The 19,528-nt window shown below is 74.6% G+C and carries 19 protein-coding genes and 1 pseudogene; 6 read left to right on the top strand and 14 right to left on the bottom strand.

Annotated elements, in window-relative coordinates:
* Window positions 1-2 precede the first annotated feature (2 nt).
* Complete coding sequence (locus GQS52_RS24965; RefSeq protein WP_220472800.1) at window positions 3-311, top strand: hypothetical protein; 309 nt, start codon at window positions 3-5, stop codon at window positions 309-311.
* Window positions 312-509: 198 nt separating this feature from the next.
* Here GQS52_RS24965 and GQS52_RS24960 read toward each other — a convergent pair whose 3' ends face one another.
* From GQS52_RS24960 to GQS52_RS24930, 7 genes and pseudogenes are all read right to left on the bottom strand, one after another.
* Window positions 510-1,727, bottom strand: coding sequence for an aromatic acid exporter family protein (locus GQS52_RS24960; protein WP_182315730.1), 1,218 nt, complete (start codon window positions 1,725-1,727; stop codon window positions 510-512).
* 234 nt (window positions 1,728-1,961) lie between these two features.
* Window positions 1,962-3,754: pseudogene (locus GQS52_RS24955) on the bottom strand (glycoside hydrolase family 15 protein).
* A gap of 19 nt (window positions 3,755-3,773) precedes the next feature.
* Window positions 3,774-4,832: a glucose 1-dehydrogenase gene (locus tag GQS52_RS24950; protein WP_182315728.1), complete on the bottom strand. Its 1,059-nt coding sequence runs from the start codon at window positions 4,830-4,832 to the stop codon at window positions 3,774-3,776.
* A 112-nt stretch (window positions 4,833-4,944) separates the two neighbouring features.
* Window positions 4,945-5,322 carry a PRC-barrel domain-containing protein gene (locus tag GQS52_RS24945; protein ID WP_182315726.1) on the bottom strand — a complete coding sequence of 126 codons (378 nt, stop codon included), beginning with the start codon at window positions 5,320-5,322 and terminating at the stop codon, window positions 4,945-4,947.
* On the bottom strand, window positions 5,309-5,749 hold the full coding sequence (locus tag GQS52_RS24940) for a hypothetical protein (protein WP_182315724.1): 441 nt from the start codon (window positions 5,747-5,749) through the stop codon (window positions 5,309-5,311). The genes GQS52_RS24945 and GQS52_RS24940 overlap by 14 nt, the downstream gene beginning before the upstream one ends.
* The gene (locus tag GQS52_RS24935) at window positions 5,749-6,978 is read right to left on the bottom strand and encodes a divalent metal cation transporter (RefSeq protein ID WP_182315722.1); all 1,230 of its coding nucleotides are present in this window, start codon (window positions 6,976-6,978) and stop codon (window positions 5,749-5,751) included. Before GQS52_RS24935 ends, GQS52_RS24940 begins: the two co-directional genes overlap by 1 nt.
* Window positions 6,975-7,433 (bottom strand): hypothetical protein, encoded by a 459-nt coding sequence (locus GQS52_RS24930; RefSeq protein ID WP_182315721.1) that lies wholly within the window; start codon window positions 7,431-7,433, stop codon window positions 6,975-6,977. Before GQS52_RS24930 ends, GQS52_RS24935 begins: the two co-directional genes overlap by 4 nt.
* Before the next feature lie 461 nt (window positions 7,434-7,894).
* Between GQS52_RS24930 and GQS52_RS24925 the strand changes: the two genes are divergently transcribed.
* The 3 genes from GQS52_RS24925 (at window position 7,895) to GQS52_RS24915 (ending at window position 9,595) form a co-directional block, all read left to right on the top strand.
* A complete protein-coding gene (locus GQS52_RS24925; protein WP_182315719.1) occupies window positions 7,895-8,116 on the top strand; it encodes a hypothetical protein in 222 nt (73 codons plus the stop codon).
* 91 nt (window positions 8,117-8,207) lie between these two features.
* Window positions 8,208-9,224, top strand: coding sequence for a sporulation protein (locus GQS52_RS24920; protein ID WP_182316715.1), 1,017 nt, complete (start codon window positions 8,208-8,210; stop codon window positions 9,222-9,224).
* Between the two features lie 107 nt (window positions 9,225-9,331).
* The gene (locus tag GQS52_RS24915) at window positions 9,332-9,595 is read left to right on the top strand and encodes a GlsB/YeaQ/YmgE family stress response membrane protein (protein WP_182315717.1); all 264 of its coding nucleotides are present in this window, start codon (window positions 9,332-9,334) and stop codon (window positions 9,593-9,595) included.
* Window positions 9,596-9,676: 81 nt separating this feature from the next.
* On the opposite strand, the gene GQS52_RS24910 is transcribed toward GQS52_RS24915, so the two are convergent.
* From GQS52_RS24910 to GQS52_RS24890, 5 genes are all read right to left on the bottom strand, one after another.
* On the bottom strand, window positions 9,677-10,642 hold the full coding sequence (locus tag GQS52_RS24910) for a M56 family metallopeptidase (protein ID WP_182315715.1): 966 nt from the start codon (window positions 10,640-10,642) through the stop codon (window positions 9,677-9,679).
* A gap of 4 nt (window positions 10,643-10,646) precedes the next feature.
* Window positions 10,647-11,051, bottom strand: coding sequence for a BlaI/MecI/CopY family transcriptional regulator (locus GQS52_RS24905; protein ID WP_182315713.1), 405 nt, complete (start codon window positions 11,049-11,051; stop codon window positions 10,647-10,649).
* Window positions 11,052-11,203: 152 nt separating this feature from the next.
* Window positions 11,204-12,733 carry a UDP-N-acetylglucosamine 1-carboxyvinyltransferase gene (locus GQS52_RS24900; protein ID WP_182315711.1) on the bottom strand — a complete coding sequence of 510 codons (1,530 nt, stop codon included), beginning with the start codon at window positions 12,731-12,733 and terminating at the stop codon, window positions 11,204-11,206.
* Between the two features lie 117 nt (window positions 12,734-12,850).
* On the bottom strand, window positions 12,851-15,091 hold the full coding sequence (locus GQS52_RS24895) for an EAL domain-containing protein (protein WP_346268262.1): 2,241 nt from the start codon (window positions 15,089-15,091) through the stop codon (window positions 12,851-12,853).
* Window positions 15,088-15,891 (bottom strand): SAM-dependent methyltransferase, encoded by an 804-nt coding sequence (locus GQS52_RS24890; protein WP_182315709.1) that lies wholly within the window; start codon window positions 15,889-15,891, stop codon window positions 15,088-15,090. The genes GQS52_RS24895 and GQS52_RS24890 overlap by 4 nt, the downstream gene beginning before the upstream one ends.
* Window positions 15,892-16,148: 257 nt before the next feature.
* Here GQS52_RS24890 and GQS52_RS24885 point away from each other — a divergent pair, with 257 nt between their 5' ends.
* Window positions 16,149-16,601: an ATP-binding protein gene (locus tag GQS52_RS24885; RefSeq protein ID WP_182315707.1), complete on the top strand. Its 453-nt coding sequence runs from the start codon at window positions 16,149-16,151 to the stop codon at window positions 16,599-16,601.
* A 100-nt stretch (window positions 16,602-16,701) separates the two neighbouring features.
* Here the strand turns inward: GQS52_RS24885 and GQS52_RS24880 are convergent, their stop codons facing one another.
* Both GQS52_RS24880 and GQS52_RS24875 read right to left on the bottom strand, forming a co-directional pair.
* On the bottom strand, window positions 16,702-17,106 hold the full coding sequence (locus tag GQS52_RS24880; RefSeq protein ID WP_220472799.1) for an STAS domain-containing protein: 405 nt from the start codon (window positions 17,104-17,106) through the stop codon (window positions 16,702-16,704).
* Window positions 17,107-17,178: 72 nt separating this feature from the next.
* A complete protein-coding gene (locus tag GQS52_RS24875; protein ID WP_182315705.1) occupies window positions 17,179-18,348 on the bottom strand; it encodes a PP2C family protein-serine/threonine phosphatase in 1,170 nt (389 codons plus the stop codon).
* 148 nt (window positions 18,349-18,496) lie between these two features.
* Between GQS52_RS24875 and GQS52_RS24870 the strand changes: the two genes are divergently transcribed.
* Window positions 18,497-19,030, top strand: a complete 534-nt coding sequence (locus tag GQS52_RS24870) for a MarR family transcriptional regulator (protein ID WP_259370963.1) — start codon at window positions 18,497-18,499, stop codon at window positions 19,028-19,030.
* The last annotated feature ends 498 nt before the right edge of the window (window positions 19,031-19,528 follow it).

Genomic DNA, 19,528 nt, shown 5'->3' with positions numbered 1-19,528 from the left:
CCATGCACCTCGCAACCTATGTGGGCCTGCAGCACGCGGCGTCCCGGACGCTGGCGGACTCCTTCCGCCAGGTCGCCCGGGAGCACAGGGCCGAACCCGACGTCCACGCCGTCTGCACCGTGCTGGCGGAAGCCAGTGACGGGCACGTCGGGAAGCTGGCGCCCGTCGCCGACAGGTACGGCGAGCAGCGGGAGGACGAGCCCGAACGGCTGCACGCCGAAGGGCTGGCCGGCACCCGCTCGGGCGGCGTCGGGCTGCTGCGCGACCTGCAGGACCTCTACGTGCTGGCGTCCTTCGTCGACATCACCTGAACCGTCCTGGCCCAGGCCGCGCAGGGGGCGCGGGACCGCGAGCTGATCGACGTGGCCGGCTCCTGCCGGGCCGACACCCGCAGGCAGCTGCTGTGGCTGAGCACCCGGATCAAGCAGGCGGCCCCCCAGGCCCTCATCGCCTCCTGAACCGGCGCACGCTCCTGAACCGGCGCACGGGCAGGGCCCGCCCCCGTGCCGTCAGGAACGTGCCGGGACGAGGTCGGGGCGGTCCAGTTCGTCGAGGATGCGGTGGGCGTCGGTGAGCAGGGCGCCGTACAGCGGCCACTCGCCGGGGGCGTCGAGGTTCTCGCGCCGGTTGCGGGCGGCCAGGTCGCGGTAGCGGCGCCGGCCCCCCTCGACGCTCTCCCGCAGCCCGTCCCGCTCCGCGCCGCCCGGGGCCGCGCCGCCCGGGGCCGCGCTGCCTGGCTCCGAGTCGTCCGGGACCGAGCCGTCGCGGTCCTGCCGGCCGAAGCGCCTCGCTGCGGCGGCGGTGTCCGCCAGCAGGTCGGCGTAGCCGGTGAGGAAGTCGCGGGCCAGCGCGTCGTAGTGGTCGCTGCCCGCCGCGTAGGACAGGCCGCGGGCGACGGACTGGGCCTGGGCGCCGACGCGTTCGAGGGTGTTGATCACCGCGTGGTGGTCCTCCAGGGAGCGCCGCCCGCCGTTGAGGACGCGGCGGGGGTTGAGCCTGGCGCTCTCCTCGCCGCTCTCCACCGTCTCGCGGGCGCGCCGCGCGGTGGTTCCGATGCGCGCGGCGCGGTCCGCCCACTCCCGGGCCTCCCGCTCGCCGGGGGTGGTCTCGCGAAGGGTGCGGGAGATGTCGGACAGCAGTCCGCACACCTCGGAGGACAGCCGGTCGACCGCTTCCGCGGCGCTGCGGTAGCGCGTCGGCGGCGCCCAGAACACGGTGACGGCCAGGCCGCAGCCGACACCGATCACCACGGCCGCCACCAGGTGGAGGCTGTAGTCCAGTTGCCCGCCGCCGGCCGCGAAGGCGAACACCGCGGTCACCGGCACCTGGGTGCGCTGGGCGCCGAGCGGCTGGAGTCTGGCCGCCGCCAGGGCGAAGACCATCAGGACGGCCAGGCTCCACGCGTGGACCCCGGCGGTGGTGCCGAACCCGGCCGCCAGGACCACGCCCACCACCACCGCCCCCATGTAGCGCAGCGACTGCCACAGCGAGCGGTAGACCGTCCCCTGCAGGGCCAGCAGCGCGGTGAACGGCGCGAACGTGGTCACGCCGGGCGGCAGCAGCCAGGACGCCAGCGACCACGCGGCCACGACCGCCAGGACCGCCTTGGCCTGCAGCAGCACGTCGTCGCGCTCGTCCCCGGGCCTGCGCACCGCCCGCCCCAGGTGGCGGCACACCTGCCCCGCCCGCCGCCGGACCGCGCGGCCCGCGTCCACCGGACCCGTCATGTGTACACGCCCTCCTCGTCACGCCCGGGGCCCGCCGCGCCCGCGCCGGGCGCAGCGGGCCGCAGTCGTCTCCGGGAGCCGCGGAAGCGGCCCCTCCCCCCGCTGCGGCTGCCCGCGGGGCGGCGGGGTCATGTCCGGTGCGTCCGGTGCCCGCTCCCGGTGCAGGCCGGGTCAGGGGGCGACGGCGACGGCCGGGTCAGGGGACGCCGACCGGGCCGGGGAGCGCCGGCCGGGTCAGGAGGCGCCGGTGCCGGTCGGCGCGCCGCTCAGGAGCCGGGCGGTGTTGACCAGGCCCACCATGCTGAACGCCTGGGGCGTGTTGCCCGCCTGCCGCCGGGCCCGGGTGTCGTACTCCTCGCTGAGCAGCCCGAGGTCGCTGCGGAGTTCCAGGAGGTGCTCGAACAGCTCCTCGGCCTCCTCGGTGCGCCCGGTGCAGTGCAGGGCGTCCGCGAGCCAGAACGTGCAGGCGAGGAACGCCCCCTCCTCGCCGGGGAGCCCGTCGACGTTGCCGTCGGCCTGCGGCCGGTACCGCAGGAGGAAGCCGTCCTCGCACAGTTCCCGCCGCACCGCGTCGACGGTGCCCCTGATGCGGGGGTCGCTCCAGGGCAGGAAGCCGACGCGGGGCAGCAGGAGCAGCGCGGCGTCCAGCCCCCGGGATCCGTAGAACTGGGTGAAGGTGTTGCGCCGGGTGTCGAAGCCCTGGGAGCAGACCTCGTCGTGGATCCTGTCGCGCAGGGCGGCCCACCGCGCCGCGGGACCGGGCAGTCCGTGGGCGCGCACGGCGTGCACGGCACGGTCCAGGCCGGCCCAGGCCATGGCCTTGGAGTGGACGAACTGGCGGCGCGGGCCGCGGACCTCCCACAGGCTGTTGTCCGGCTCGTCCCAGTGCCCCTCCAGGTATTCGAGCAGGGCGCACTGCAGGTCCCAGGCGGTCTCGGTGGGTGTCATCCCGGTCTCCCGGGCCAGGTGCAGGCAGTCCAGGACCTCGCCCCACACGTCGAGCTGGAACTGGTCGGCCGCCGCGTTGCCGACGCGCACCGGCGCGGCGCCCCGGTAGCCGGGCAGCCAGCCCAGGGTCGTCTCGGGGATCCGGCGGGTGCCGTCGAGGGCGTACATGATCTGGAGGTTCGCCGGGTCGCCGGCCACCGCGCGGAGCAGCCACTCGCGCCAGGCGCGGGCCTCCCCGACGTGCCCGGTGCCCAGCAGCGCCTGCAGGGTGAAGGCGGAGTCGCGCAGCCAGCAGTAGCGGTAGTCCCAGTTCCGCGGCCCGCCCGGCTGCTCGGGCAGGGACGTGGTGGCGGCCGCGACGACGCCCCCGGTGGGCGCGTACGTCAGCGCCTTGAGGGTGATCAGCGCGCGGTGCACCGCCTGCGGCCAGCGGCCCCGGTAGCGGCAGTCCCGGATCCAGTCCGTCCAGAAGCGCACGGTGTCGGCGAGCGCCGCTTTGGGGTCGACGGGCGAGGGGCGGGGCAGGTGCGAGGCCGTGCGGGTCAGGACGAAGGCGACGCACTGCCCGGCCTCGACGGCGAACTCGCCGTGGACGGCCGCGCCCCGCCCGTGGACCCGGAGCCGGACGGGGGTGCGCAGCCAGACGGCGTCGGGCCCGGCGACGGCGGTGAGCTCCTCCCGGTGCGGCTGACCCAGGGGACGATGTGCCCGTAGTCGAAGCGCAGCCGCAGGTCCGTCCGCATCGTCACGCGGCCGGACACCCCTTCGACGAGGCGGACGAGGTGGGGCGCCCCGGTGCGCGGCGGCATGAAGTCGACCACCCGGACGACGCCGTCGGCCGTGCGCCACTCGCTCTCCAGGACGAGGGAGTCGCCGCGGTACCGGCGGGCGGTGGACGGCCCCCCGTCGGCCGGTGCCAGCAGCCACCGCCCGGCGGTCTCGTCGTGCAGGAGGGCCGCGAAGCAGGCCGGGGAGTCGAACCGCGGCAGGCACAGCCAGTCGACGGAGCCGTCCCTGCCCACCAGTGCGGCGGTGTGCAGATCGCCCAGCAGGGCGTAGTCCTCGATGTCGGCGGGCACGGGCGCGCTCCTCGGCCGGTCAGCGGGGGTCGTCGAGGGTGATGACGACCTTGACGTCGTCGGGCTGCGCGGTGAACGCCTCGGCGGCCCGCTCCAGCGGCACCCGCCGGGTGATCATCCGTTCCAGCCACTGCGGGTCGGCCGCGGCCAGGGCTTCGGCGGCCAGGCGGTAGTGCCGCAGGTTGGCGTTGACCGAGCCGACGACCGCGTCGTTCTCCAGCACCAGTTCCCGGTTGACGAGCCCGGCGTCGACGGACATCCGGCGGCCCGCGGGCGAGACGCCGGTGAGGCAGACGATGCCGTAGGGGGCGGTCCCGGCCACGGCCCCGAACACCAGGCTGCCCGCTCCGGTGGCCTCGACGACGACGTCCGGGCGGACCGAGGAGGTGACCCGGTCGATGTCCTCGGTGTGGTAGGTGGCGCCGAGGCCGGCGACCAGGCCGGGCTTCGGCCCCCCGGTGACCCGGTCGAGGACGTGGACCTCCAGCCCGCGCTGCGTGCCCAGCAGGGCCGCCAGGAGGCCGACGGGGCCGGCGCCGGTCACCAGTGCCCTCCGCGGTTCGAACCAGGCCCGGCTCCCGACCCTCTCGATCTGCTCCCACGCCTTGGCCACCACGGACGTGGGCTCCGTCAGCACGCCGGCGCTCCGCAGGGCGGGGTCGAGCCGGACCGCGCAGTCCGTCTCCACCGTCCAGGAGCGGGCGCCGTACCCGTCGAGCTCCTTGATGCCGCGCTCGGTGTAGCGGCCGTTGCGGCACATGTCGAACTCCCCGCGGGCGCAGGCCCCGCACGGCACGGGGTCCGGTCGGCGCACCACCCCCGCCACCAGGTCCCCGGCCGCGAACCCGCTGCCGGCCGGCGCGCGGCGCACCCTGCCCAGCGACTCGTGGCCCAGGACCATGCGCCCGCTGCCGGGCGGGGCCCAGCCGTAGCGGCCCGCGACGATCTCCTTGTCGGTTCCGCAGACCCCGACCGCGAGCCCGTCCACCAGCATCTCGCGGGCGGACGGGACCGGGTCGGGCACGTCGCGCACCTCCAGCGACCCGGAGTGCGCCGGGCGGACGGTCACTGCTCGCACGGTCCTCCGCCTCCTCACTGTCCCTGCCTGCTGCACTGTCCCTTGCGCTGTCCCTGCCTGCTGCCCGGGGCGCCGGTTCCGGCGGCCGCCCCGTCGATGCGCCTGCCCCGGTTCAGCGGGTCCACCGCTCGTGGACGTCACCGAGCAGCGGCAGGTCCGCGGCGGCCCGGTCCAGGCGGACGGTGCCCCGCTCCCCCACGGCTGCGGGCGGCAGGTGCCCGGCCACGGTGTGCCAGGGCGCCCACCGGGCGCGGGCGGCGGCGCGGCGGGCCAGGAACGCCAGGGGCAGCGGGGCCCGGACGGGCCGGTGGTCGTAGGCGAGGAGGCGGCTGCGGCGGCGGACGGCCACCACCAGGCCGTCGACCCGCAGGCGCGTGGCCGCGTCCTCCCCCGGGACGCGCTCCTCGACCAGGCGGACGTCGCTGACGTGCCCGACCTCGCGCCCGGCCGGATCCACGACGCGGGCGCCGATCAGGTCAGCCAGACGCACGGCCGGCCCCCGGCAGGCGCGCGACGATCTCGTCCCGCATCCAGTCCTCCAGCGCGTGGACGCCCGCGGCACCCTCGGGGAGGTCCACGGTGAGGACCGGGCCGATCCCGGTGACCCGCCCGAAGTCGATGCGGGCGGGCCCTCCCCCGCCGCCGACGCTCATGCGGCGCTGGACCGCCGCCAGCCACCGGGCCGACAGCCCGCCCAGCCGCGGGGCGAGGGCCGCCGGGCCGGCCAGCAGGGCGGTCACGTACGGCCGTCCGTGCTCGTCGTGGGCCAGTTCCAGGTCGTCGACCTTGCACACCGGCCTCCCCTCCCGGTCCACCACCTGCCGGTCCAGCAGGTGGAAGTGGGCGCTGTAGGCGCGGCCGGGACGGCGGTTCGACGCGCCGCCGTCCCGGGCGCCGGTGTCCTCCTGAGGGTTCATCACTGCCCTGCTTTCGTCGCGATCATCAACGGGACGGCGGCGGTGGCGGCGACCAGCACGACGGCCAGGTACAGGACGCCCATGGTGTTGGCCAGGCGGCCGTTGACCGCCCGGCCCATGTACTCCGGGTCGTTGGCCACGACCAGGATCGGCAGGTAGGTCAGGGGGAGGGCGACGGCGGCGAAGACCAGCGAGTACTCGGTGACCTTGACCGGGTCGATCCCGGTGAGGACCAGCATCGTCCCGGCGACCAGCGCCGTGGCGACCACGACGTGGAACCGCGAGGCGGCGCGCGGCGCGACCGCCTTGCCCCACCTCCAGCCGAAGTACTGGGCCGTCGTGTAGCCGCAGGACAGCGCGGTCTCCAGCGCCGCGCCGAAGGTCGCGGCGAACATCCCCAGGATCGCCAGGGCGATCCCGGCCTTGCCCAGCGGGACCGCCACCGGCAGCACCACCTGCGACAGGTTCCCGACCTCCACCCCGGCGGGGTGCAGCAGCAGGGCCGCCGCCGCCATGATGGCCAGGGACAGCAGTCCGCCGAGCGGGAAGCCGACGAAGACGTTCGCCCGCGCGACGGCGAGGTCCTTGCGGCCCCAGCGTTCCTCGATGCCGCCGGAGGAGAAGAAGAACACCTCGTACGGGGTCATGGCGCTGGCGAACAGCGCGATGCCGTAGTACAGGTACGTCGGCACCCCTTCCCCGCCGGGCACCTCGGGGTGGAGGGCGCGGTCCAGCATGCCGCTCCAGGACGGGTCCAGCCCCACGACCGCGACGACGAAGACGACCAGCGCCAGGCCGGCCAGGCCGAAGACGCGCTCCATCGTCTCGAACCGGGTCCGCCAGATCACCAGCCACACCATGAGGAGTACCGCGGGCAGCCACAGCAGGTAGGTGACGGAGCTGATCAGCTCGATCGCCAGGGCCACGCCGGCGAGTTCGGCCGCGAGGGTCAGGGCGGTCACCAGCAGCGAGCCGATCAGGTTGACCAGGGCCGCGCGGGGGCCGAGCCGCTCGCGCACCAGGTCGAAGGTGGGGCGGCCGGCCACCGCGGCGACGCGGCCGGCCATCTCCGCGTACACGCAGATCCCGACCACGCCCAGCAGCAGCACCCACACCAGGGAGAACCCGAACCGGGCCCCGACCAGGGACGACGCCACCAGGTCGCCGATGTCGACGAACCCGCCGATCGCGGTCAGGACGCCCAGCGTCACGGCCAGGAGCCGCTTCACGAGGACATCTCCTTCTCCAGCCGCTCCAGCCGTTCGGCGGCCGCCGGCAGGTCGCGGCCGGTTTCCGGCAGCTCGCGGACCTCACCGCGGCGGGCCGCGATCCGCACTGCCGCCAGCGCGTCGGCCGCCTTTCCGAGGGCCTTCCCGAGCCGTTCGCGGACGGCGTCGGAGGCCTCGTCCGGCGGCTGCCGGGACTCGAAGGTCTGCTGCACCGCGAGCAGGTCCGTCTCCGCGTCGCCCAGCAGGACGGAGACGTAGGGACCGGTGACCCTGCCGTCCCCTGCGGCGCGCACGCCGATCAGGGCGGTGTTCACGGCGGAGGCCGCCGCCCCGGCCGTGCTGGCGGCCTTGTTCCGGTAGTCCTCGCCCGTGCGGGACGGGCCCGCGCAGCCGGCGGCCGGCACCAGGACCAGCAGGGCCGCGACCGCGGCCACCCGGCGGCCCCGCACCGTCACCGGCCCCTGAGCACGAAGTAGGCGCCGACGGCCAGCAGCAGCGCCAGCTGCGCCCAGGCCGCCAGGAGCACCAGTCCCCGGTCCGCCATCGTCCGCCCTCCGCCCTTGCCTCCGTGTGGGCGGCCGCCTACCCCGGCCCCCGCGTCCGGATGCGCGCGGCGGCCGGCAGGCACCCGTCCGGGTGTGCGGCCGGGCGGGGGGCCGTCCCGCCGGGCGGGGGCCGTCCCGCCGGGCGGGGCCCGGGTCCTACCACTCCGGGGCGTGGATTTTCGGACGTTTCCCGCCGGGCGAGGGGGTACGGCGCCCGCGGGCCCGGCCCCACCCCTATGCTTCTACATGTCTGTAGAAACAAGCGAGGGCGGTGCGGGCCTCCCCTGCCGTCCTGCGGGACGCGGTCGTCCGGCCCGGCCGGGCCCCGGCCCGCACCTCTCTCTTTCGCATTCGTCCCCGGAAGGACCGTCATGGCGTCGATCGACCTGGACAAGGTGCTGGACAAGGCATGGGCGGACAAGACGCTGCCCGAGATACTCGCCGCCCCCGTCTCCGCGCTGAAGGGGGTCTCCGACCGGGGCGGGGCACTCCTCGAGGAGGCCTTCGGCGTCAAAACGGTCGCCGACCTGGCCGACCTGAAGTACGCGCGCTGGGCGCAGGCCCTGGCCGCGCTGGACACGTCCGCCAAGTAGCACCGCTTCCAGGGGCCGGTGCGTTCTGCGTCCGAGGAGCGCACCGGCCCCGCCCCGGAACCACACGCACACAGAAGGAGTGAACGCCACGATGGTGTTCAAACGGCTGCTCGGCTCGCTCGGCGTGGGCGGGCCCACCGTCGACACGGTCCTCGACCCGGGCGCGGTCCTGCCCGGCGGGGCCCTCACCGGACAGGTCCACCTCGAGGGCGGCGGCGCCGACTTCACGATCGAGCAGATCTCCCTCGACCTGGTCGCCCGGGTCGAGGCCGAGCACGACGGCGGGGAGGCCGAGGGCACGGTCTCCTTCGGGCGGTTCACCGTCGGCGGCGGCTTCCGCCTCCCCGCCGGCGAGCGGCGCAGCGTCCCGTTCTCCGTGACGCTGCCCTGGGAGACCCCGGTCACCGAACTGTACGGCCAGAACCTCGGCATCGTGCTCGGGGTGCGCACCGAACTGGCGGTGGCCGCCGCCCGGGACAAGGGCGACCTGGACCCGCTCGCGGTGCGCCCCCTGCCCGCCCAGGAGGCCGTGCTCGAGGCCTTCGGCAGGCTCGGCTTCGGGTTCAGGTGCGCCGACCTGGAGTACGGGCACATTCCCGGCACCGGCCAGCAGCTGCCCTTCTACCAGGAGATCGAGCTCACCCCGTCGCCGCAGTATGCGCACGCGGTCAACGAGATCGAGGTGACCTTCCTCGCCGGCCCCGCCGGGCTGGAGGTCGTACTGGAGGCGGACAAGCGCGGCGGCCTCTTCACCGGGGGCCACGACTCGGTGATGCGGTTCACCGTCGCCCACCACGACGTCGCGCAGCGCGACTGGGACGCCGAGGTCGGCTCCTGGGTGCGCCGGCTCGTCGAGCACCGCCCCGCCCACGGCGCGTACTCCCCCGGCGCGTACGGCCACGACGGGCACCACGCCGGGTACCACGGACACGACGGACACCACGGGCACCACGGCCACGGTTCCGGCCCCGGAGCGGGCACCGCGATCGCCGCGGGCGCGGCGGGCCTGGCCGTCGGCGTGGCGGGCGGCCTGGTCGCCGCCGAGATCGTCGACGAGGTCGGCGACTTCTTCGAGGGCGACGACGAGGACGGCGGCGACGAGGGCTGAGACCCTCACGCCCTCTCCCCGCCGCGTGCCCGGCCCCGCACGGGGCCGGGTGCGTGGCGGAGCACGGGGCGGGCAGGCACAGGACGGGAAGCGTCGGAAGGAAGACCGTGGAGATCTCCGGAATCATCAGCGCCGTCGTGATCGGTGTGATCATCGGCGTCCTGGGGCGCCTGGTCCTGCCGGGCCGTCAGCGCATCGGCGTGCTGTGGACCATTGCCGTCGGTATCGTCGCGGCCCTGCTGGGCACCGCCGTCGCGGCGGGACTGGGCGTGGCAAACACCAAGGGCGTCGACTGGATCGAGTGGCTGATCCAGATCGCACTGGCCGCCGTGGGCGTGACTCTCCTGGAGCAGTTCAAGGCCCGCCGCTGAGGCGGAGGTGGTTGGGACGAAGTCCGCCGGGCGGAGGCCGGGGCCTGCCGGGGGCGGGCCCCGGGCAGGGCCGGAGCGGGCTCAGAGCGGGGTCGCGGCCTTCAGGACGAGGAACAGGGTGACGGCGGAGTTCGCGGAGGACAGCGCCGAGACGGTGGTGCCCGCCGCGGCCCCCCAGACCGCCAGCCCCGCCGTGGTGAAGACCGACGGCCAGGTGCGCGCGGCGGGCGCCGGGTCGAGCAGGGCCGCCATCCTGCGCGGCACCGGCCCGGCGAAGGCGAAGCCGGCGAGCCCGGCGAAGGCGAGCCCGGCGAAGCCCGCGGGCCCCGTCCCGGCCGCGCTCCGGGAGGCCAGCGCGGCCTTGCCGATGGCCCGCGCCACGGTGCGCCGGCTGCCGACCGCGGCGGCCGCCTCCTCGTCCGCCCACCGTTCGACGGTGTAGACCACGGCGGTCCGCAGGGGCCGCAGGAACGGGTTGGCCAGGGCCGCGAGCCGCACGACCAGCAGGAACCGGTGGTGGGCGGCGGCCAGGTGGGCGCGTTCGTGAGCGAACAGCGCCCGGCGCTCGCCCCCCTCCAGCGCGGCGAGCATCCCGGTGGTGACCACGATCCGGTCGCGCCCGCCGCCCGGCAGCGCGTACGCGTACGGCGCGCCGTCCGGCAGCACCACCACCGGCGTGGCGGGCAGTCCCGCCAGGGCCCGCGCGGCGCGGCGGCGCGTCCGGCGGTGGCGCGCCCCGGCCAGGACGCAGGCGGTGAGCACCGCGAGCAGGGCGGGGATCGCGGCCCGGCCGGCGACCTCGTCGTACGGCACCGCCTCGCGCACCTCCGGGTCCGACCAGCCGTCCGGCAGGGGGTTGCCGGGCAGTTGTGCGGTGCCGACGACCATCAGCAGCCCCAGGCACAGCGTGCTGCACAGCGCGAGCACTCCGGCGGCGGCCGACAGCAGCCGTGTGGCGGTGCGCGGGTGCAGGTGCTGCTCGGCCAGGCGCGCGACCGGCCAGGCCGTCAGCGGCAGCACCAGCGGCAGGAAGACGAAGACCCCCATGCGGTCAGTCCTCCGTTTCGTCGGCCGTCCGGGCCAGCAGGTCGCGCAGGGTCCGCTCGTCCCCCGGGGAGAGGGCGGTGACGAAGCTGGCCAGGACGGCGCCCCGGTCCGCCTCGGCCTCCAGCACCTTCCGCATGCGCAGCGCGGCGAGCCCTGCCTCGTCCGCCCGGGCGGTCCACTGGAACGACCGGCCCGCCCGTTCCCGGCCGACCGCGCCCTTGGTGTGCAGGCGGGTCAGGATGGTCACCACGGTGGTGTGGGCGAGGTCGCCGCCGAGCCGTTCGCGGACCTGAGCGGCCGTGGCCGGTCCCGGTGTCCGCCGCAGCGCGGCGAGCACCTGCGACTCCAGCTCCCCCTGGCCGCGCCGGCGGGGGTGCTTGCCGGTGCCGCCCTCGTCCCGGTCCGGCATCTCGTCTCCCTCGCGACTCGGTGCTCCGCGGGCCGCGCGGAGTGGTTCATCGTACTGAGTCGTGACCTTGCCGTCCGCTCCCGTTTCCCCGGCGTCGACGCCGCCGACACCCGCACGGCACGGGCCGTGCGGGTGGTTTCCGTGCGGGCGGCTCAGATGTCGCGGAAGGTTTCGATGCGGGCGCCGACGGAGTTCAGGCGCTCCGCCAGGTCCTCGTAGCCGCGGTTGATGACGTAGACGTTGCGCAGCACCGAGGTGCCCTCCGCCGCCATCATGGCCAGGAGCACGACGACCGCGGGGCGCAGCGCGGGCGGGCACATCATCTCGGAGGCCCGCCAGCGGGTGGGGCCGTCGACCAGCACGCGGTGCGGGTCGAGCAGCTGCACCGCGGCGCCGAGGCGGGTCAGCTCGGTGAGGTAGATGGCGCGGTTGTCGTAGACCCAGTCGTGGATGAGGGTCGAGCCCTGGGCGGTGGCGGCGATGGCCGCGAAGAACGGCACGTTGTCGATGTTCAGGCCGGGGAACGGCATGGGGTGGATCTTGTCGATCGGCGAGGTGAGCTTGGAGGGGCGCACCGTCAGGTCGACCAGGCGGGTGCGGCCGTTGTCGGCCGGGTACTCCTGCCCGCGGTCGTGGTCCAGGCCCATCTCCTCCAGGACGGCCAGCTCGATCTCGAGGAACTCCACCGGGACCCGGCGGATCGTCAGCTCCGAGCCGGTGACCACGGCGGCGGCCAGCAGGCTCATCGCCTCCACCGGGTCCTCCGAGGGCGCGTAGTCCACGTCGCGCTCGATGCGGCCGACGCCGTGCACGGTCAGCGTGGTGGTGCCGATGCCGTCGATGCGCACGCCGAGGCGCTCCAGGAAGAAGCACAGGTCCTGGACCATGTAGTTGGAGCTGGCGTTGCGGATGACCGTGGTGCCCTCGTGGCGGGCGGCGGCCATCAGGGCGTTCTCGGTGACGGTGTCCCCGCGCTCGGTCAGCACGATCGGGCGGGTGGGGGACGCGGTGCGGTCGACCACGGCGTGGTAGGTGCCGGCGGTGGCGGTGAGGTCCAGGCCGAAGTGGCGCAGCGCGTTCATGTGCGGCTGCACGGTGCGGGTTCCCAGGTCGCAACCCCCGGCGTAGGGGATGCGGAAACGGTCCTCCAGGTGCATCAGCGGGCCGAGGAACATGATGACGCTGCGGGTGCGGCGGGCGGCCTCGGTGTCCATGGCCGCCAGGTCCAGCCGCTGCGGCGGGACGATCTCCAGGTCGTTGCCGTCGTTGATCCACCGGGCGCGCACGCCGATGCTGGCCAGGACCTCCAGGATGCGGTAGACCTCCTCGATCCTGGCGACCCGGCGCAGGACGGTGCGGCCGGCGTTGAGCAGGGAGGCGCACAGCAGCGCGACGCAGGCGTTCTTGCTGGTCTTGACGTCGATGCTGCCCGACAGGGTGCGTCCGCCGACCACCCGCAGGTGCATCGGCCCGGCGTAGCCGAGGGAGACGATCTCGCTGTCCAGCGCCTCACCGATGCGGGCTATCATCTCAAGGCTGATGTTCTGGTTGCCGCGCTCGATGCGGTTGACCGCGCTCTGGCTGGTGCCCAGGGCTTCTGCGAGCTGCGCCTGCGTCAGGCTCCGGTGCTTGCGCGCGTCCCGGATGAGGGAGCCGATGCGGGCGAGGTAATCGTCAGTCATGGGAGAACCGTATCTCACAGGTGAGATACGGTTCTCTTTGTACTGCTCCGACAGGGTGATGACCAGCCAGTCGGACAATCAACCCGGCGGCTGGACCGGCCGGGCCAGGAGGGGCCGTCATCCCCGCAGGGCGCGGGTGATGGCGTCGGCGGGCCCCGGGCGGGCGAAGTGCCATCCCTGGGCGGACTGCACGCTCAGCGACCGCAGCCGCTCGGCCTGCTCCTCGGTCTCCACGCCCTCGACGGTGACCGCGAGTTCCAGGGTCCGTGCCAGGGAGAGCACCCCGGCCAGGACCTGCTCGTCCCTGGGGTCCCCTCCCTCGGCCCCGCGCAGCCCGCTGATGAACGAGCGGTCGATCTTGAGGGTCTGCACGGGCAGGCGGCGCAGCCCCGCGAAGTTGGAGTAGCCGGTGCCGAAGTCGTCCAGGGCCAGGCCCACGCCCATGTCGGTCAGTTCCCTCAGGGCGGTCAGCGCCTGGTCGTCCGCGCCGACCACGGCGCTCTCGGTGACCTCCAGCTGCAACGCCCCGGGCTCCAGCTCGCAGTTCTTCAGGACCCGGGCGACGTCCTGGACCAGGCCGGGGCTGCGCACCTGGTGCACGGAGAGGTTGACGTTGACCCGCGGGGCGCAGTCGGGGAACTCCCGTTGCCACCGACGGGCCTGACTGCACGCCTGCTCCAGCACCCACCGCCCCAGCGGGACGATCAGTCCGGTCTCCTCGGCCAGCGGCACGAACCGGTCGGGCCCCAGGACCCCGTGCTCGGGGTGGCGCCAGCGCACCAGCGCCTCGACGCCCTTGAGGCTGCCGTCGGCCAGGGAGACCATCGGCTGGTACTCCAGGAAGAACTCCCCGCTCTCCAGGGCCTCCGGCATCCGGGTGGACAGGTGGTAGCGGCTCATCTCCCGGGCGTCCGCCTCGGGGTCGTGCATCGCGTAGCAGTTGCCGCCGCGCGCCTTGGCCCGGTAGAGGCTGATGTCGGCGCTCTGCACCATGCGGGCCGCGGTGGTCCCGTCGGTGGAGGACTCCACGACGCCGATGCTGACGTTGACGCTCAGGTCCCGGCCGTCGATGTGGACCGGGGCGGCCAGGGCGGCCAGGAAGCGGCGGGCCAGTTCCGTCACCTCGTGGGGGCCGGCGGGGTCGACGACCAGGGCGGTGAACTCGTCGCCGCCCATGCGGGCCACGCTCTGGTGGGGGCCGCGCAGGCAGCCGGTGAGGCGTTCGGCGACGGCGACCAGGAGCCGGTCGCCGGTGGCGTGGCCGAGGCTGTCGTTGACCGCCTTGAAGCCGTCGAGGTCCAGGTAGCACACCCCGACCCTGCGCCCGCCGCCCTCGTGGGCGAACACCTCCTCGAGCCGTTCGAGGAACAGCACGCGGTTGCCCAGGCCGGTGAGCGGGTCGTGGGTGGCCTGGTGGCGCAGCCGGTCGTTGATCTGCTTGCGCTCGGTGACGTCCTCGAGCATGGCGACCTGGTACTGCGGCCTGCCCTCCTCGTCCCGGATGAGGGAGACCCTCAGGTCGGTCCACAGCACCGACCCGTCGGAGCGGAAGTATGGTTTCTCCATGACGAACCGGTCGCGTTCGCCGCGGATCAGCTGCTGGTAGAGGTCCCAGACGCCGGGGAGGTCGTCGGGGTGGACCAGGTCGTCCACCCGCATCTTCCTCATGTCCTCGGGCGTGCTGTCGAACATGGAGACGAGCGCGTCGTTGACGTCGACGATGCGTCCCTGAAGGTCCCCGACGCCGATGCCCACCGCCAGGCCCTCGAAGAGCGCGCGGAACTTCGCCTCGCTCTCGTGCAGGGCCCGCTGGGAGCGCTGGTGGGCGGTCAGGGCGGCCCGGGTGATGGCCTCCTGCTCGTGGCGGGTGCGGTCGCGCAGGGCGCGGGCGAATCCCGCCGCGACCGCCGCCTGCAGGCGCGAGAGCCGGCTGCGCACCACGTCGGACGGGATGTCCGGGGAGGCCGGCCGGTAGAGCAGCAGGCACGCCTCGATGACGGTGAGGCTCTGCGCGAGGACCTGGGGGTCGGTGCAGTGGGCCTGGACCAGGCCCCGGCCGACCTCCTGCGCGGGCGAGGCGTCCAGCAGGTCCTCGTCGAGCAGGGACCGCAGGCGGGTCGCCAGGGGCAGCAGGTGCCGTTCGAGCTCGTCGCGGGTCATCGACGTGGCGGTGAACGGGTAGATGACCCGGGCCCAGAACCCCGCGAAACGGGCCAGGCCCTCCTGCTCGTGGGCCCGCGGGCCTCCGGCCGGGGCAGCGGGGGCGTCCGGAACGGGGTCGTCCGGACCGGGGGCGTCCGGCCGTCCGGACGCCCCCGCGGTCCCCGTCCCGGCCGGAGCGGCGGGCGAGCGTGTCACGGCTTGCGTCCCACGCCCGCGAAACCGCTGAACCGTGTGGGGTCCTCCAGCCTGCAGCCGGGGTCCGGACGCCACTCGGCCATGTAGACCAGCCCCGGGTCGAGCATCTCGAACCCCTCGAAGAAGCGGGTCACCTCGCTCCGCGAGCGCATGCTCATGGGGTTGCCGGTCCTGCGGTAGAGGTCCTGGTGGGGGCCGGCCATGTCGGCCCGGCCCTCGGGGGTGGCGTGGCTGAGGATCAGCAGGCTCCCCGGCGCCAGCCTCCCGCGGAGCTCGGCGACCGCGTCCCACGGCTCGTCGGCGTCCTGGACGAAGTGCAGTACGGCCACGAGCAGGAGGGCGACCGGGCGTTCGAGGTCGAGGACCCCGGTGACCCCGGGGTGCTCCAGCAGGGCCGCGCCGTCTCGCAGGTCGGCCTCGATCACGCCGGTGCGCGTGTCGCCCTCGAGGAGCGCCTGGCTGTGGGCGACCGCTATGGGGTCCCGGTCGACATAGACGACCCGCGACTGCGGGTCCGCGGCGCGGGCGACCTCGTGCACGTTGCCGAAGGTCGGTATGCCGGAGCCGATGTCCAGGAACTGGGTGACGCCCAGTTCGACCGCGTGGCGGACCGCCCGGCGCATGAAGGCGCGGTTGGCCTGCATGATCTTCGGGAGGTCCGGCCACATCTCGATGGCCTTGGCCGCCGCTTCCCGGTCGGCCTCGAAGTTGTGCGAGCCGCCGAGGTAGTAGTCGTACATCCGGGCCGCGCTGGGACGGGTTACGTCTATCCCGTCCGGAACCCAGTCGGGTCTTTCCAAGGGGGCCTCCCCATCTTTCCGACCGAGGCTACCCCGGTCCCGGTCTGTCATCCCCGGCGCTGTGGAATATGCCTCACAGCATGGGACACGATCTCCGAACGGGCCGCAACCACCGTCCCGCCGAACCCGGTTCGCCCGGCCCGGCGGCTGCCGGCGACGGAACGGGGCAGGAGACCGACTCACATGATGATCGATCATGGGACAACTGGGTAGGCGTGTCGACCAGGCAGGTCCGACCAGTAGGGAGCACGGGCATCGTGACCACGTACCACCGCACCACCGCGTCGCACGACCGCGACGCGCGCGCCCGTGGTCTCGGGGAGACAGGCACGGACTCGTACCGCCTCCCCCTCGGCACGGGCGGGGACGCGGGCACCGCCCGGCTGTTCGCCCGCCGCTGCCTGGAGGGATGGGGCATCGCCGACGACGGGCCCTTCGGGCAGGACGTGGTGCTGGTGGTCAGCGAGCTGGTGACCAACGCGCTGCGGCACGCCGGCCGGGCCGTGGAGATGCGCCTGTCCTGGGACGACCCGCTGCTCGTGGTGGAGGTCGACGACTCCGGGGAGGGCCTGCCCGTCAGGGGCGACGGGGACGTGCGGGTGCCCGGCGGGCACGGACTGGTGATGGTCGACAGGATCACCCGTTCCTGGTCGGTGCGGCGCGCACCGCACGGCGGCAAGACCGTGCGCGCGGAGTTGGTGCACCCCTGACCGCCCGGGCACCCCTGACCGCCCGGTCACCCCTGAGCACTTGAGCGCCCCCGACCGCCGGGCGCTCCGGTTCCGTCCGGCACCGCACGGCGCCGCCCGGTCACAGGCTCTCCGCCGGCCCGGGACGGTCGGCTCCGGCCAGCGCCGAGGGCACGTCCGGATGGACGGGGAGCACGTCCTCCATCCCGGTGGTCTCCAGCAGGCGGCGCGTCTGGCCGTGCGGCGCGGCCAGGCGCAGCCATCCGCCGGACGCGCGCAGCAGCCTTTCGTGGGCGAGCACGCGGCTCAGTCCGTAGGAGTCCATGAAGCCCATCGCCGACAGGTCCAGCACCACCCGGCACGGCCGCGGGCCCCCTTCGCCGCCGGCGGCGTCGGCGAGGCGGTCGAGCAGGCAGTCCGAGAACACCTGGGCGCTGTCGTAGTCGATCTCCCCCACGAGCGCGACCACGTCCGCCCCGCCCTCCTGCGCGACGACCTGCGCGACCAGCCCTCCGGCCTCTTCCACGACGACAGCGCTCCCTCTTCCTGTGATGTCCGCCGACGTCCGCCGACCGGGCTTGCCGGGGCGGCCGGGCCGTCAGCGGCCGAACCAGTCCAGACAGACGACGACGGCGTCGTCCTCCAGGGGGATCAGCCCCACGTGCTCGGCCAGGTCCCGTAGGATCATGCGCGCCGCCTCGGGTGCGGGAGCGAGGGGGGTTGCCCGTAGGATCCGCGCCAGGGCCCGTTCCCGGTAGGTCCCCTCCTGCGTCTTTGAAAGGGCCGCGTGCACCCCGTCGCTGACGACCGTCAGACGGTCCCCCGGTTCCAGCCGGAAGGACTGCTCGGTGTAGACGGTGTCCTCCAGCGCCCCCAGGGTGAACTGCGGCTCCAGGGAGATCTGCTCGCTCCGGCCGGCCCGGGTCAGGAAGGCCAGCGGCGAGCCCGCGTCGACCGCCTGCACCTGCCCGGTGGCGAGGTCGACCTCGAGCAGCAGGGCGGAGAGGGCCCGTCTGCCGCCGTGCACCGCCCAGACCGCCTCGTTGGCGAGCATCGCCTGGTCCGCGAGGTCGGCGCCGGTGCGGCGGGCGTGTCTCAGCGCCTGGACGGCCAGGGCGGTCAGGGTGGCCGCGGGCATGCCGGTGCCCTCACCGTTGATCACGCCGATGCTCAGCCGGTCGCCGTCCGCGCTCCAGTCGAAGTTGTCCCCGCACACCGTGTAGGCGGGCTCCAGCTGTGCGCCGAGGTGGAACTCGGGACGCACGGCGGACCGTCTGGGCAGCAGGTCCCACTGGATCTCCGCGGCCAGGGTCAGCGGGCGGCCGCGGCGGGCGACGGCGTACAGGTCGGTGTCGCGCTCGACCGCCATGAGGGTCTGCGCCACCGCGGCCGCGATCCCCGCCAGCGCCTCGACGTCGCGGGGGCCGGCGGTCCCGCCCGGGGCGGGCAGGCATACGTGGAGAACCCCGGCGCGCTCTCCCCTGTCGGAGACGGGCAGATATACGGTTACCGGGTCGCCGCCGACGACGACGGGCTCCTGGGAGGCGAAGGCCCGGCCGGCCGCAGTGCCGTCCACCGGGACCGCCTCCCCCGCACCGGTCGGAACCGGCGCCAGGAAGCGCAGCCCGTAGTCCGCCAGCAGGATCCGGCAGGAGGAGGCACCGAAGTGCTTGCCCACCACGGACGTCACCGTCGAGGGAAGCTCGTGCGGCATGCACTCCCGCAGGGCTGCCTCGGCCAGGGCGGTACGGTCGTCGGTCGCGGGCATGGGTTCTTTCTCCGGTATCTGGCGCCGACGGACGGCGCGGAAGACGCAGCAGTCGGAAGGCGGGTCGGTATCGATGACTGATTCCCGGGGCGTGCGGGGAGCCGGCGGCCCGAAGGCTCCGGGGGGCGCCACGGGCGGGCGGCGCGGAATGCGCCGTCCTGACAGCGACTACCCGAAGCCTGCCACGCATGCGGGCGGCGAGCAGGAGCAGATGGGAGCCATGGAGACCGAACGGCTGGTCCTCGAGGAGGTGGTGCCCGCCCTGGAGTCGCTCATGGTGCTGTGGAGCCGGGCGCAGGAGGCGCTGGGAACGGCGGTCTCCCCCGCCCAGATGCGGGCGCTGAGCGTGGTCAGCGCCCAGGAGGGGCTGAACCTGGGGGCGCTGGCGGAGGCGCTGGGCACCATCCCCTCGGTGGCCAGCAGGCTCTGCGACCGGCTGCAGGCGGCGGGGCTGATCGAGCGCGAGGTCGAGCCGACCAACCGGCGGCAGGTGACGCTGCGGCTGGCCCGGCACGGCCGACTGCTCCTGGAGAGCCTGCGTATGGAGCGGGCGCGGCAGCTCTCCGAGGTCCTGGCGGCCATGGCTCCCCAGGACCGGGCCGCGTTCGTGCAGGGCCTGCTCGCCTTCGAGGGCGCGGCAGGGCCCGCGGAGGAGTCCGCGGCGCGCAGGGAACCGGCCTGATCAGCGCTTCCACGCGCTGACGGAGCGGCATCGGAAGGCCGGCAAGTCATGTGCCGCAGCTTACCGTTGCCCAAGGGCAACAGTCCATTGCCTCCGGGATCGCCCCGCCCGGGTCCCCTCCGGACAGTCGCGAACCACCCTTGACGACTCCTTTCCGGAACGAAACAGGACTTGTCCGGGCGGACCCCGCCGAGGATGGGCAGCCCGGGTCCCGCGCAGTGCGGCCGGGAGGGCCGGGAGGCTGGGAGGGCCGGGAGGGCCGGGCCCGCCGCGTCGTCGGCGCCGTGCGCGGCACGGCCCGGGAAACGGAGGGCCCCGGAGCCGGGCTCACCGCCGACAGGGAGCACGGGCCGCAGGCCCGCATCGCACGGGACACCGCGGCGGCTTCGGCGAAGGCACTCGCCGCGGTGGACGACAGCCACGGGCGACTGCCGCGGCGTCGGCGTCCGGGTCGGCGTCCGGGTCGGCCGTGGAGGGCGGCGGCAAGGGGTGGCCAGG

Source organism: Streptomyces sp. SCUT-3, assembly GCF_014083985.1.
GTDB lineage: Bacteria > Actinomycetota > Actinomycetes > Streptomycetales > Streptomycetaceae > Streptomyces_H > Streptomyces_H thermolineatus.
This window is presented reverse-complemented; position numbering and strand designations above follow the sequence as displayed.

Excerpts from the sequence above, each read along its gene's own strand:
- GQS52_RS24965 (WP_220472800.1), top strand. The coding sequence starts at position 3 with ATGCACCTCGCAACCTATGTGGGCCTGCAGCACGCGGCGTCCCGGACG.
- GQS52_RS24960 (WP_182315730.1), bottom strand. The coding sequence starts at position 1,727 with ATGACGGGTCCGGTGGACGCGGGCCGCGCGGTCCGGCGGCGGGCGGGG.
- GQS52_RS24940 (WP_182315724.1), bottom strand. The coding sequence starts at position 5,749 with ATGAACCCTCAGGAGGACACCGGCGCCCGGGACGGCGGCGCGTCGAAC.
- GQS52_RS24925 (WP_182315719.1), top strand. The coding sequence starts at position 7,895 with ATGGCGTCGATCGACCTGGACAAGGTGCTGGACAAGGCATGGGCGGAC.
- GQS52_RS24920 (WP_182316715.1), top strand. The coding sequence starts at position 8,208 with ATGGTGTTCAAACGGCTGCTCGGCTCGCTCGGCGTGGGCGGGCCCACC.
- GQS52_RS24910 (WP_182315715.1), bottom strand. The coding sequence starts at position 10,642 with ATGGGGGTCTTCGTCTTCCTGCCGCTGGTGCTGCCGCTGACGGCCTGG.
- GQS52_RS24905 (WP_182315713.1), bottom strand. The coding sequence starts at position 11,051 with ATGCCGGACCGGGACGAGGGCGGCACCGGCAAGCACCCCCGCCGGCGC.
- GQS52_RS24900 (WP_182315711.1), bottom strand. The coding sequence starts at position 12,733 with ATGACTGACGATTACCTCGCCCGCATCGGCTCCCTCATCCGGGACGCG.
- GQS52_RS24875 (WP_182315705.1), bottom strand. The coding sequence starts at position 18,348 with ATGCCCGCGACCGACGACCGTACCGCCCTGGCCGAGGCAGCCCTGCGG.
- GQS52_RS24870 (WP_259370963.1), top strand. The coding sequence starts at position 18,497 with ATGCGCCGTCCTGACAGCGACTACCCGAAGCCTGCCACGCATGCGGGC.